Annotated in this window: 9 protein-coding genes, 2 pseudogenes and 1 riboswitch; of the genes and pseudogenes, 4 read left to right on the top strand and 7 right to left on the bottom strand. The window is 59.5% G+C overall.

The genetic code is table 11. The features are described from left to right. A pseudogene (locus tag VFN25_RS02845) lies at positions 1-135 on the top strand (transcriptional regulator); the annotation flags it as partial. A 977-nt stretch (positions 136-1,112) separates the two neighbouring features. On the opposite strand, the gene VFN25_RS02840 reads toward VFN25_RS02845, so the two are convergent. Further along, positions 1,113-1,547: a type II toxin-antitoxin system ParD family antitoxin gene (locus VFN25_RS02840; RefSeq protein ID WP_325138605.1), complete on the bottom strand. Its 435-nt coding sequence runs from the start codon at positions 1,545-1,547 to the stop codon at positions 1,113-1,115. 140 nt (positions 1,548-1,687) lie between these two features. Between VFN25_RS02840 and rsmI the strand changes: the two genes are divergently transcribed. After that, complete coding sequence (rsmI, locus tag VFN25_RS02835; protein ID WP_325138603.1) at positions 1,688-2,524, top strand: 16S rRNA (cytidine(1402)-2'-O)-methyltransferase; 837 nt, start codon at positions 1,688-1,690, stop codon at positions 2,522-2,524. A 19-nt stretch (positions 2,525-2,543) separates the two neighbouring features. Here the strand turns inward: rsmI and VFN25_RS02830 are convergent, their stop codons facing one another. From VFN25_RS02830 to VFN25_RS02805, 6 genes are all read right to left on the bottom strand, one after another. After that, the gene (locus tag VFN25_RS02830) at positions 2,544-3,614 is read right to left on the bottom strand and encodes a tellurite resistance/C4-dicarboxylate transporter family protein (protein WP_325138601.1); all 1,071 of its coding nucleotides are present in this window, start codon (positions 3,612-3,614) and stop codon (positions 2,544-2,546) included. A 118-nt stretch (positions 3,615-3,732) separates the two neighbouring features. Then, the gene (locus VFN25_RS02825) at positions 3,733-6,519 is read right to left on the bottom strand and encodes a lamin tail domain-containing protein (protein WP_325138599.1); all 2,787 of its coding nucleotides are present in this window, start codon (positions 6,517-6,519) and stop codon (positions 3,733-3,735) included. A gap of 108 nt (positions 6,520-6,627) precedes the next feature. After that, entirely contained in the window at positions 6,628-7,695 is a 1,068-nt protein-coding gene (gene rlmM / locus VFN25_RS02820; RefSeq protein ID WP_325138597.1) for a 23S rRNA (cytidine(2498)-2'-O)-methyltransferase RlmM, read from the bottom strand. Positions 7,696-7,732: 37 nt separating this feature from the next. Beyond that, complete coding sequence (locus VFN25_RS02815; protein WP_414648836.1) at positions 7,733-8,296, bottom strand: nucleoside deaminase; 564 nt, start codon at positions 8,294-8,296, stop codon at positions 7,733-7,735. Further along, positions 8,293-10,020: a glutamine--tRNA ligase/YqeY domain fusion protein gene (locus VFN25_RS02810; protein WP_325138596.1), complete on the bottom strand. Its 1,728-nt coding sequence runs from the start codon at positions 10,018-10,020 to the stop codon at positions 8,293-8,295. Before VFN25_RS02810 ends, VFN25_RS02815 begins: the two co-directional genes overlap by 4 nt. Before the next feature lie 292 nt (positions 10,021-10,312). Continuing rightward, on the bottom strand, positions 10,313-10,642 hold the full coding sequence (locus VFN25_RS02805) for a DUF3253 domain-containing protein (RefSeq protein WP_325138593.1): 330 nt from the start codon (positions 10,640-10,642) through the stop codon (positions 10,313-10,315). 139 nt (positions 10,643-10,781) lie between these two features. On the opposite strand from VFN25_RS02805, the gene VFN25_RS02800 reads away from it, so the two are divergent. Beyond that, positions 10,782-11,054 (top strand): DUF2007 domain-containing protein, encoded by a 273-nt coding sequence (locus VFN25_RS02800; RefSeq protein ID WP_325138591.1) that lies wholly within the window; start codon positions 10,782-10,784, stop codon positions 11,052-11,054. Positions 11,055-11,088: 34 nt separating this feature from the next. Further along, a pseudogene (locus tag VFN25_RS02795) lies at positions 11,089-11,602 on the top strand (adenine phosphoribosyltransferase). 110 nt (positions 11,603-11,712) lie between these two features. Beyond that, positions 11,713-11,816: riboswitch (SAM riboswitch) on the top strand. Positions 11,817-11,851: the final 35 nt, after the last annotated feature.

Raw genomic sequence — 11,851 nt, 5'->3', positions numbered from 1 at the left:
GACTTGGTGCCCTCTATTGGCAAGCCACATCGGGTCTACGAGGTTTTGAACGGCAAGCGCGGCCTCACCATTACGATGATTCGCAACTTGCATCGAAACCTGGGTATTCCAGCGGAAAGCCTGATTGGGGTTTGAATGCCGAGGACGCATCAGCGATGACTGCGCCTGTCTCTCGATCGCATCTCGTCGGTGCCCACTCGCTATCCAGAGAAGCGAACGATGCCAATGGCTCTCCTGTAGAAAGCAGCTTCAGCCGCGATGCTCTTCGTTACGTGCGGCAAGAGCATCGGGCATGAATGGCTCTCCTACAAAGAGCGGTCGAAACACGGCGCGGGATTCGTTGGCGAATTCCGCGTTACCGCTTCTGTGGGAAGCGGCTTCAGCCGCCCCGAAAAGGGACTTCCGTTGGTCGCGATACCTTGATCAGCCGTTCGGCTGTTGAAAGCGGTCAGGTAACGAAGAGCATCGGGCCTGAAGGCCTCCTACGACAGCTTGGGCGATGACAGCATCAGCGATGCCAGGATTCGATGTAGGAAGCGGCTTCAGCCGCGATGCCCTTCGTCACGTGACGAGGAGCAGCAGAATTGTAGGGTTTTCCTGCGTAAGTGATCGATGGAGCAGACTCGTTTGATCGGCTGATATAGCGCAGCCAACAAAGTTTTGGTGTGCAGTGGCGATCACTCATAAACTGTCCATTCGCCGATAGTCAGAACTACGCTTGGAACACATGCTACGCGTCGTCGCCAAGAAATCCATGCGATAGATAACGTGGCTGTGCAGACCAATCGAGGCTAAGCCCGTCGATTCTCCGTCGATTGCTATCGATTGTCTGACCCTATCGATTGTCCTGTCTCCATCGCTGTCTCAAGGGCACGTCGTCGAATTTCCGCAGATATTCGGCGCCAATTCGATTACAGTTCCTCCCCACTGTTGGTCGCCTCCGTTGTTGCCCACGAATGTCGAACGCGCAACGCCCAGTGTTGCTTGGACGTTTTGAATTGCAACCAACGTGTTGCCCCTGAATATTGAATCGACAATTTGCGATTCGCCTAGAGAAAATATTCCGACGTTGTTGCCAGTAATCACCGCACCAATAACGCTGGTTCCCGGACCTAGATAGACTCCATAGCCGTCATTGTCGCGGGCAACCGAGTCTTTGAGTAGCGAAGCACTGCCCCCGTTGCAATTCCATATTGTCCATTGTGGGACGCAACACAACCTGTGATCAGAGCTCCCTCAATTCCGACCTGTCCATTTGAAGTGCCCGTTGAATCGACGACAGCCGCACCCAAACGCGCACGCATTCCAGCGTGCCCATTCCGTAGGGCCTTGATGTTTTCCGCCCGGCCATCGTAGCTCAACAGCAAGCCGGTACCCATTCCAGTTATCGAGCCATTTCGAACGACGAGGTTGGCTTCTTCCTGCTCCAGCAAGCGCATTCCGGTCGTTACGGCTTCGCTTGCCGAAACGTAGCAGCCCGCTTTCACGCGGTCATCAACAAAATCGGTAAAGTGATTGCCGAGCGAAATGCTTGTATTTCGTCCCATGATCGAATCCCCAACGTGTCAGCCAACTCGGTTTTCAGGTTGCCCGTGCTTGGCAACGTCTTCACGAGTTGCCTAATGCGGTGATACTTCCTGAGTATAGGCTCGGCTATCCTCAACGCTTTCCTCGCGCAGGTGCCAAGATGAATGAGCAGCCGGGGCGACTCTGGGTGGTCGCCACTCCGATCGGCAATCTGGATGATCTGTCCAGGCGGGCCGAGGAGGTTCTCTGCGCGGTCAAGCTGATTGCCGCTGAAGACACCCGGCACAGTGCGCCGTTGCTGGCCCGCATCGGCAGTCGTGCGCAGGCTGTAGCCCTGCATGAGCACAATGAACGCGAGCAGGTCGAGCGACTTGTCGAGGGCATGCTGCAGGGTGGTGATGTCGCCCTGATTTCAGATGCCGGAACGCCGCTGATCAGCGACCCGGGATTTCGCCTCGTTCGCGCTGCGCGCGAAGCCGGCCTCGTGGTTTCACCCGTGCCGGGAGCTTGCGCGGCAATCGCTGCGTTGTCGGTTGCCGGTTTGCCCAGCGACCGTTTCGTCTTCGAGGGCTTTCTTGCGGCCAAGTCATCGGCACGGCGGGAGCGCTTGCAGCAACTGGTCGCCGAGTCGCGGACGCTGATTCTTTACGAGTCCAGCCACCGGATACTTGCTTCCCTGCAGGACATGGTTGCGGTTTTCGGTGGCCAGCGTCATGCCGTCGTGGCGCGCGAATTGACCAAGGTGTTCGAGACGGTGCTGTCAGGAAGTCTGGAGCAGTTGGTCGCTCGGGTCGCCAGCGACGCCAACCAGCAACGTGGCGAATTCGTCGTGCTGATTGCCGGTGCCAGTGGCGAGGAGGCGGACGCGACGCTGGCCGAAGGTCGTCGTGTATTTGCCTTGCTCTGTGAAGAGCTGGCTCCCGCGCGCGCGGCGCGCATGGCGGCAGCGATAACCGGTGCGCCACGCAAACAGCTTTACGAAGCTTCGAACAATTGAAGCTTTTCCTTGAAACCCGTCAACGCCGGGAAGGAGCGATCGACTGATCAGGGCGAGGCGAGCTTCGCACGAGCCAGGCCAATGCGACGATCGCCCAGACCAGCAAGCTGACATAGACGCCGACAGTGGGGATCGCCAGCAGGAAATCCAGTTGCAGCGCATGCGCGAGTTCGAAGGTGCCGACCGTGTACATGGCGATCGGGAAGACGATGTCCCAATCGTCGACTTCATAGCGCAGCGGGATGCGCTTCCACGCATGACGCCACAGTTCGAGCAACAGCAATAGCGGGATCCACCAGCTTGCCGTGGCCCAGAAGAACAGGGTGAAACCCTTCACGAACGGGACCAGATCTGCGAGTGGCCCCGACGATGGAACATGCAGGATGAACAAGCTGCCGGCGAGCGTGCTGATCGCAAGTGCGCCCATGTTGATCCAGTAGGTCGGTCTGAAATCGCGCGCGCGCATCGGCAGGAAGACCATGCGATAGAACACCAGGGTGATGATCAACAGGTATAACGCAGCACCGATCAGATGCAGGCACAGGCCGCTGAAAAGCAGCACGCGTTGTGTCTCGGACGATAGTTCACTGTTGTCCGCGGACAGCAGAAAGGCCAGGACCGCCACGGATTGGGTTGCCACGATTACCACCAGCCAGCCACCATGGATGCTGCGCGCCAGACCGTGCTTGACCCTGCGCGCGATCATCGTGGCAAAGAACGCGTAAACGAGCACAACCCAGGCAATGGCGCCGACCACACCGAGAACTAGTGCGGCAACCGGCACATGCACCACGATCAGGCATTGCACGGCAAGCACACAGGTACCTGCGACGAAAGTCAGAAATCCGGCTGCGGATCCCGGGTCGACAAAGTCTGCGATCAGCGCGTCGCGAAAGCGCACGAAGCGGAGTGCGCTGATTGCGCACAAGCTTGCAAACATGACCAGATTGAGCGCGAACAGCGCTTGCGCCAGCCATGGCATGCCGTGTTGGCTGGCATCGACCGAGACGATTCCGGTTGCCATGATCGCGGCGAAACTGCCCGGGTCGAGCGTACGCGCCAACGCCAGCATGGATCGACCAGGAGCCATTGCAGCCTACATTGCGGAATCCGGCCCCGATTATCCCACCGCACGTGGCGCGGAGGCCAACCCGGGCAGGCCCGGGTTGGCCGAAGTGAGGATACGATCCTTGCTCACCGTGGAGCGCTTACGGATCGCCCCCAAAGCTGTCGGCGAAGATGCGATCGGTCGCCAGGCGCACGACCAGACCATCGTGGTCGGAAACACCGACTGCGGTGGTACTGGCATTCGCGTCGGCATCAGCCGCATCAAGGTCGGCGCGACCATATTCGAAATCGACGAACCAGGCACGTGCGGCATCGTTGAGCAGGGCGTGATCGAGCACCTGCATGATGGGTACATCACGACCCTTGTCGAACGAGCTGGGTGAGGTGTAGCCAAGAATTTCACCGAACTGCTCGGTGTACAGGAACGAGTACTGCTCGTTGGCCGGCAATGAATTCACGGCATCCCAAAGCGGTGGATCGACGATGTTCGGGCCATCCAGATGCAGCACATTTTTCGTATCGTCATAACGGCCCTCGATCAGACCGGTGAGATGAACCAGGCCATCGCTGAACTGGTAGTCGTTGAAATCGCCGATGACCAGCAACGGACGACCGGGTTGCGCGTTCTGTTCTTCCTGCACGCGCATCGCGATCGACTTGCCTTGGGTGAAGCGCTTGAGGCGATTGCGGTCAACATCGGCCTGGGTGCAATTGGACCCGCTCGGCGCATCGACGCAGCTGCGCGACTTCGGGTGAATAACGATCGTGGCAAAAGCCTGACCGTCGAACGTTGCCTCAAGTTTGAGCGCGGGTCGATCGTGCAGGTTGTGCGGCTGGCCATCGCGTGGATCCGTCCACATTTCATCCTTGTCGAGCTGGGTGATGGCGACATTGCTGACCCGGTCGCCACGAACCAGGTAGCCGACATCGATGCCACCGCCGTCATTGCCTTCTTCGAGATAAGCGGTGTAGGTAACACTGAAATCGGTGCTGATCTGATCGGCGAGCATCTGCAACACGGCAATGTTCTCTACCTCGACGACGCCGAGCACGTCGGGCAGTTCGAGCACGTTGCCGACATAGTCGGACAAGCGCGATACCTTCAATGCGAGTTCACCAGCATCCGGTTCGCCACCATTGCCGCAGGTGAATGTGGTGTTGGCCAGGGTGTCGCAGAAACGCAGCATGTTGAAGCTGCCGATGCGCAATTCGGCGCCAAGCTGACCGGCTTTGACCGGGCGAGGAATCGGGTTGGCCTCGGTCACCGTGAAGCTGGTCGGCCACACTTCATAGTCGCCGAAGTTGTAGGCGACCACGCCGGTCGCACTGAAGCGGCTGCCACCGGTGATCGCGGTATTGGCCGGCACCGTTCCCAGCGCATCGGTGTCGATTTCGAAGATGTGCGGGTTGCCGTTGAACAGGTCGGCGTTCGGGTTGTCGACACCCGGCACCAGCGGATACAGCAGGCCAGGCGTGCGCAGCGAGCGTGTACCGGACGCCGAGACAAAGATCTGTGCGTAGGGATCCGAGTTGAACGACGGATTGGCGCGGGCGACGATGCCGTTGTCGATCTGCACCAGCATGCCTTCGAAGCACTCGAAATTGGTCGTGCCGCAGCTCAGGGTGAGCAGGTCCTGCGATGGCGTGTTGGCATCGAACACAACGGCAGTCGGCAGGCTGTTGCCGGGACTGACGATGACCAGATTGCTGACCCCATTGAGCTCGGTCAAGCCGAAATATTCGACTACGTTGGCGGTGAGGTCGACTTTGTCGCCGACCGCGACGGCAGGTGCCGAGAAGGTATAGACGTAGATACCTTCCGAAGTCATCACCGAAGCGTCGGCGTCGGCGTCCGCTGCCTGCATGAAGAAGCCCGCCGGTCCGATCGCCGTGACGATATTGCCTTGTGTGTTGACGCGCTGGCCCTCGAGCGGCGAACTGTTTCCGGCACCCTGGATGTCGTGGATGGCATAAGTGCCGATATCGTCATCCTCAATCGTCGCGGTGGCGCTGAGCGAGGTTGGCAAGGCACCGGTGATTCCGGTCAGGTTCAAGCTGAAACTGCGGTCGGACTGCGGCGTCGTATTGCCAATGACATTGATAGTGATGGTGGTCGTGGTTTCGCTTTCCGCAATCGAGCCGCTGCCGCTGTCGGCATCGTAGTCGGTTCCGGCGATTGCCGTACCATCAGCCGTTGCGTAGCTGAACGAGACGCCGCCAACCGGAGCGGCTTCACTCAAGCTCACGGTAAATTCAAATGGGGTGGTCGCGGTATTTCCTTCGTCCAGCGAGATGTCGGCGACGCTGATTGATGGAATGCCGCCGCCGGCGCATTGTGCCGTTGCCGTTGCGGTATTTCGCGGTGCTGCGGGCGCGACGTCGAAGTCAGCGCTGTTGTTGCCGGTGTTCGTACAGCCGCCCATCTTGCGGATGGCGGCGTTGACACCGGAAAGGGCGCCCGCCGGCGTCGGACAGTTGGCGCTGCCATAACCAACCAGATCAGCAATATCCGCTCCACTCGGGCATGCCGTTCCATCCGGCTCAGTGGTGCTCTTTGCAAGCAGGACCTTGCCATTGCTCCCACTCATTGAAATTGTTCCGGTTGCATCCGGGGTCGGCAGTGGCGTAGTTCCACCGGAGCCGTTGTTTTCCTGTATCAGGTAATACTGACCCGGTTGCAGGACTACGGCGGTCAGCGCTGTAGCGGTCCAGCTTGTGCCGGACGATGATGCGTACTGAACGGTCCAGCCGGTGAGGTCTTGAGGAGAGCTGCCGGCATTGAACAGCTCGATGAAATCGTGGGTGTAGGTTGAGCCACTGTTGCCACCGCCACCATAAACCTGGCTGATGACTATCTGGGCACTGGCACTGCTCGCTGTCGCGGCGAAAAGAACGCACGCGATCAGGGTCTTTGTCATTCGGAACATGAGGATCCCCATTGGCAATTGAAACGACTCTGGAATAGTAGCGATACGATTTGACACTTGTGTTGCACGGTTCCCGTTTCGGCGATCGGGTAATCCGGTTTCCGGCCGTCAGCGGATTCGGGCAAAGACCGTGATTTCCTCTCGATCATGGTAAAGCTGCCGGGCTCGCCACTGCATGCGCTTTCCGACCGCATCGACTCGTTCTTCGACAAGGCGACGGCAAAGCACAACTTCATCGAAGCGTTTCTTCATCGGCAACTTGAGGTTGAAAATGGTGTGCCGACACCAGCCGTTGGCCAGCCATTCGGCCATGCGTGCGGCGACCTTGATCGGTTGTTCGACCATGTCGCAGACCATCCAGTCGACCGGATTCTGTGGCTGGTAGCGAAAACCGTCGGCGCGCAGATGGGTGACCAGGCCGGAATCGAGAAGGCCCTGGTCCATCGGCCCATTGTCGACCGCGGTGACGCTGATCGAACGGCGCGCGAGTTGCCAGGTCCAGCCGCCAGGTGCCGCGCCGAGATCGACTCCGGTCATGCCCGGCTTGAGCCAACGTTCGCGCTCATCGGCATCGAGCAGAGTGAGCAAGGCTTCTTCGAGTTTGAGCGTCGATCGGCTCGGCGCAGCGGAAGGGAATCGCAGGCGCGGAATACCGCCCGGCCAGGGCGAAGACTCGGCAATTTCAGCTTCGGCGACGAAAGCGGTCTGCGCATCGGTCAGGCAGATATGCAAACGAAACGCAGACGTCGGATCGATCATCTGCTCGCGCTTCATGCGCGCAATCAGCGCGTTGTTGAGTGAGCGGCACAGGCCTGCCAGTTCACGCGCCGCATCGCTGTCCGGCGACTCGATCCAGGCATCCTTGTAGCGCCGTGCGCTGCTCTGAATGGGTGGCAGCAAGGATGCGAGCCTGTCCTCGCGCGGCAAGCCTTCGACCTTCGCGATGACGCGCAGCAGCTGACGGGCAAAAACCAGGTCGCGCCATGAGACAGACCTGGCGAATCGCGTCGCCGCTTGTGCATCCGGCAGAACAAACTCGACATGACCGCTATTGCGTTGACTGCGCGCGAAACCGCCGCTGGCGAGTTCGGCGTCGGCCGCAGCCAGTTCCTGCGCGCACTCCCCTTCGAAGCCCGGGCGGCAATAGGCCAGAAAGCTGCGGCCGGATGCGGTCATGGCTGCTCAGTCCGCGATGGCGGAGAGACCAGGGGCTTCAATAGCGTGTGCCGGACTGATGACGGTAGAGCTCGAAAACCGCGCACGCTGCTTCGCGTTGTATATCCCGGCGCACGCGGATGCCGCGCTTTTCCAGTTCACCGACCCAATCGGCTGGCAGCGGGCCTTCATCGAATTCGCTCAAAGCCATGACATCCTCGGAGCGTGCGCCGATGATCAGCTCGTCGATACCAGCCCAGATGCTCGCGCCGTAGCACATCGAGCAAGGTTGGGCGCTGGTGGCGAGAATGTAGCGCTCGCCGTCCTCGTTCAGGCGAAAACGTTGCAGGCGCTTCTGAGCGCTCATGAAGGCCATCATTTCCGCATGGGCCACCGAGCACTGCTGCGGCACGACGCGATTGACGCCTGCGGCGATCAATGTGCCATCAGCGCGAAAGATCGCCGCACCAAACGGGCCGCCGCTGTCGAGTTCGACGTTGCGCCGGGCCAGACCGATCGCCACTTGCATGCGCGCGTCGTCATCGGTGTAGCAGCGCTCGAAATCGACTTCCCTGCCGATCCATTCGGGCAGGCTCAACTCGATCCGCTCGTGCGCGATCATTTGACCGCCCTGGCCCAGGTGTCGCGCAAGGTGACGACACGGTTGAAAACCGGCTGCGCAGCGCTGTGATCATGACGATCGGCAACAAAATAACCGAGCCGCTCGAACTGCCAGACCGACTCTGTGGCGGCGTCTTCAAGCCCGCGTTCGAGCCAGGCCTCTACGGCGCGGCGCGATTGCGGATTCAGATGGTCACGATAGGTTTTGCCATCGCTGTCGTCGTCCGGATCGGCGACATCGAACAGACGATCGTAGAGTCGGACTTCAGCGGCGACCGCCGTGCGTGCGTCGACCCAGTGGATCGTGCCCTTGATCTTGCGGTTGGCGGTGTCGCCACCAGGGCGCGTGTCCGGATCAAGCGTGCAGCGCAATTCGATGACTTCTCCATCGGCATCCTTGATCAGCTCCTCGCAACGGATGATGCCGGCACCGCGCAAGCGCACTTCGCCGCCGGGAACGAGACGATGGAAGCCCTTGACCGGCTCTTCGAGGAAGTCGTCGCGCTCGATCCAGAGTTCGCGCGAAAAGCTGACGTTGCGACGACCGAAGTCGTCGTTTTTCGGGTGATTCGGGAAGTCCAGAATTTCGCTGTGATCATCGGCCAGATTGGTCAGCACGAGTTTGAGCGGATTGATCACGCCCATGCGTCGTGCGGCAGTACCATCGAGCACTTCGCGCACACAGCCCTCGAGCACGCCGTACTCGATGACCGAGTTCTGCTTGCTGATGCCAGCGCGCTCCCAGAACGTGCGGATTGCAGCAGCCGGGAAGCCGCGTCGACGCGCACCGATAAGGGTCGGCATGCGCGGATCGTCCCAGCCATCAACCAGGCCGTCCTGGACCAGGGCCAGGAGCTTGCGTTTGCTCATCACCGTAAAGTCAAGGTTGCCACGGGCAAATTCGATCTGCTGCGGACGACGTGGCGCATAGCTCAAACCAGCGGCGACGATGGATTCGGCCAGCTGCGGATTGGCCAGCAAATCGATCTGGTCGAGGCACCAGTCGTAGAGCGGACGGTGATCCTCGAACTCCAGGGTACACAAGGAGTGGGTGATGCCCTCGATGGAATCCGAGATGCAGTGTGCGTAGTCGTACATCGGGTAGATCGGCCAGGCGTCACCGGTATTCTGATGAGACAACTTGCGGATGCGGAAAATCGCCGGATCACGCATGTTGATGTTGCCCGAGGCCATGTCAATTTTTGCCCGCAAGGTCCGTGCACCATCGGCGAATTCGCCGGCACGCATGCGCTTGAAGAGGTCGAGATTTTCTTCGACGCTGCGCTCGCGAAATGGTGAATTTCGTCCCGGCTCGGTCAAGGTGCCACGATAAGTGCGAACGTCCTCGGCGCTGAGGTCGCAGACAAAGGCCTTGCCATCCTCGATCAACTTCAGTCCGCAGCGATAGAAAACCTCGAAGTAATCCGATGCGTGGCGTTGCTCGGCCCACTCGAAGCCCAGCCACTGCACATCGTCGCGAATCGCCTCGACGAACTCGATGTCCTCCCGCGAAGGATTGGTGTCATCGAAACGCAGATTGCAGGTGCCCGAGAAATCACGTGCGATGCCGAAATTGAGGCAAATGCTCTTGGCGTGGCCGAGATGCAGATAACCATTTGGCTCTGGCGGAAACCGTGTTTTCACCACACCGGCGTGCTTGCCGCTGGCTTGGTCGGCAATGACGATCTGGCGGATGAAATTGGTCGGAGTGGTCGCTTCTGTCATGCCGATTGATCCGCTGTCTGGCGGGCGTTGGTCAATCGGGAAGTTTAACCCGCGAGGAGCCGGGAGTGGGGAGTAGGAAATGGGAAACGCGGATTCGCCGCAAACTTGTTGGTGCCCCCTTCAGAGGCGATGCTCTTGGCGATGCGGAATGACCGTTTGACGCGGAACAGAGTGTCTGCAAATCAAAGGTGGGGCAGGAGCATCGTAGCGCTCGCCAGGAAAATCAGGTCAGCTATCAGCGTTCTTCAATGGGATTGCGGAAAAGGCTTTATCCACTCCCCACTCCCCGCTCTTAACCCACTTGCGCGCTGCGTTGTCCGGGCAAGGCGCGCAGACGCAGACGGATTGGGCCGCGGGCGCTGCGAATGTCGACAACCTCTTCGTGCTGGATGGCTTCGATGGCTCCGCCGTCGACCAACGATGCGGATACGACGCGAACCGGGCGCATGAGGTCGTGCCAGTGATAGCCGCTTCGGGTGGCGAGGGCTTGGGCTGCCTCACTCATGCAGATGGTTCGACCCGGACCGCGTGCGATCAGTAGCTCAATGACGCACCCGCGGATACGCTCCACGAACGCGTCACCAAGGAAGCCGTTTTTAGTCAATGGGAAAGTCCTGCGCATCATCCAAACGTTGATCCCTTTGCTTGAATCGCAGGCTTCCTGACTGCGTGTTTCCCCTGATTTTCAGACTGATTTCGCGTATCGCTATGGCAAGTTCGAACCGATCATAGCGCGCATTTTATGTATTAGACTGAAACACATGAAAATTGTTTATCGCGCAGATTCCATCATCGACGCCAATTTGGTCAAGAACGCGCTCGAAAGTGCGGGTGTCCTGGCCTTTGTCAACGGCGCCTATCTCACCGGTGCTGCCGGTGAATTGCCGGTAAGTGGCCTGGTCAACGTAATGGTTGCCGATATCGATATCGAGCGAGCGCTGCCTGTTGTTGAAGCGGTCGATCAGGGCTTGCGAGCCGAGGTTGACCCCGCCGACGAGCGTTTCTTTGATATTCCGGGAGCGGCCACGACCTGAGCGCCGAGGTTGCCGCTGCCAGCCAGGAGAGTCGATGAATCTGTCCCGATTCGTCCGTGAGGTGCCCGACTTTCCCAGGCCGGGCATCGACTTCAAGGATCTGACACCGCTGCTTGGCGATGCCGCCGCGTTTGCCGAATCGATCACGCAGCTGGTCGCGCCTTTTCGCAATCAGGCAATCACCCGAGTTTGTGGCATCGAAGCGCGTGGTTTCATTTTTGGCGCCGCGGCCGCGTACGCGCTGGAATGTGGATTCGTGCCGTTGCGCAAGCCCGGCAAGTTGCCGGCTGCAACAACTGGTGTTGACTATGCGCTCGAATACGGCAGTGATCGCCTTGAAATGCACACAGATGCATTGAGGCCTGGTGAGTGCGTCTTGCTGGTCGATGATGTGCTGGCGACGGGCGGCACCCTGGCTGCGGCGGCTGATCGAGCTGGTTGGCGGCGAGATTGTCGGTGCAGCACTGGTCATTGAAATTGCAGCACTCGATGGCCGCGCACGCTGGCAGCGAGCTGCATCCTTGCATTCGGTCATTGTCCTTGATTGATCCGCGGAGTTGTCGGTCAGGCTTTGTGCAATGCGCGAAAGGCTTTGTCGAATTATAAATAGACGTCTAAACGTCTTGACGTCTCGTATTCATGCCGCTACAGTCCATCCCGTTCATCGAGATCGGCGGAGGGACTGGCCCTTTGATGCCGAGGCAACCACAGCGACTGCGCTGACGGTGCCAACTCCAGCGGGATTGTCCCGGGAGATGAGCAGCGTTCCGCATTCGCGGACTGCCGCCTCTTCCTGT

Origin of the sequence: Dokdonella sp., assembly GCF_035703485.1 — a bacterium.
Lineage (GTDB): Bacteria > Pseudomonadota > Gammaproteobacteria > Xanthomonadales > Rhodanobacteraceae > Dokdonella.
Note: the sequence above shows the minus strand (reverse complement) of the source record. Positions and strands in the feature narration are given on the sequence as shown.

Excerpts from the sequence above, each read along its gene's own strand:
- VFN25_RS02810 (WP_325138596.1), bottom strand. The coding sequence starts at position 10,020 with ATGACAGAAGCGACCACTCCGACCAATTTCATCCGCCAGATCGTCATT.
- VFN25_RS02825 (WP_325138599.1), bottom strand. The coding sequence starts at position 6,519 with ATGTTCCGAATGACAAAGACCCTGATCGCGTGCGTTCTTTTCGCCGCG.
- VFN25_RS02840 (WP_325138605.1), bottom strand. The coding sequence starts at position 1,547 with ATGGGACGAAATACAAGCATTTCGCTCGGCAATCACTTTACCGATTTT.
- VFN25_RS02815 (WP_414648836.1), bottom strand. The coding sequence starts at position 8,296 with ATGATCGCGCACGAGCGGATCGAGTTGAGCCTGCCCGAATGGATCGGC.
- VFN25_RS02800 (WP_325138591.1), top strand. The coding sequence starts at position 10,782 with ATGAAAATTGTTTATCGCGCAGATTCCATCATCGACGCCAATTTGGTC.
- VFN25_RS02830 (WP_325138601.1), bottom strand. The coding sequence starts at position 3,614 with ATGGCTCCTGGTCGATCCATGCTGGCGTTGGCGCGTACGCTCGACCCG.
- rsmI (WP_325138603.1), top strand. The coding sequence starts at position 1,688 with ATGAATGAGCAGCCGGGGCGACTCTGGGTGGTCGCCACTCCGATCGGC.
- VFN25_RS02805 (WP_325138593.1), bottom strand. The coding sequence starts at position 10,642 with ATGCGCAGGACTTTCCCATTGACTAAAAACGGCTTCCTTGGTGACGCG.
- rlmM (WP_325138597.1), bottom strand. The coding sequence starts at position 7,695 with ATGACCGCATCCGGCCGCAGCTTTCTGGCCTATTGCCGCCCGGGCTTC.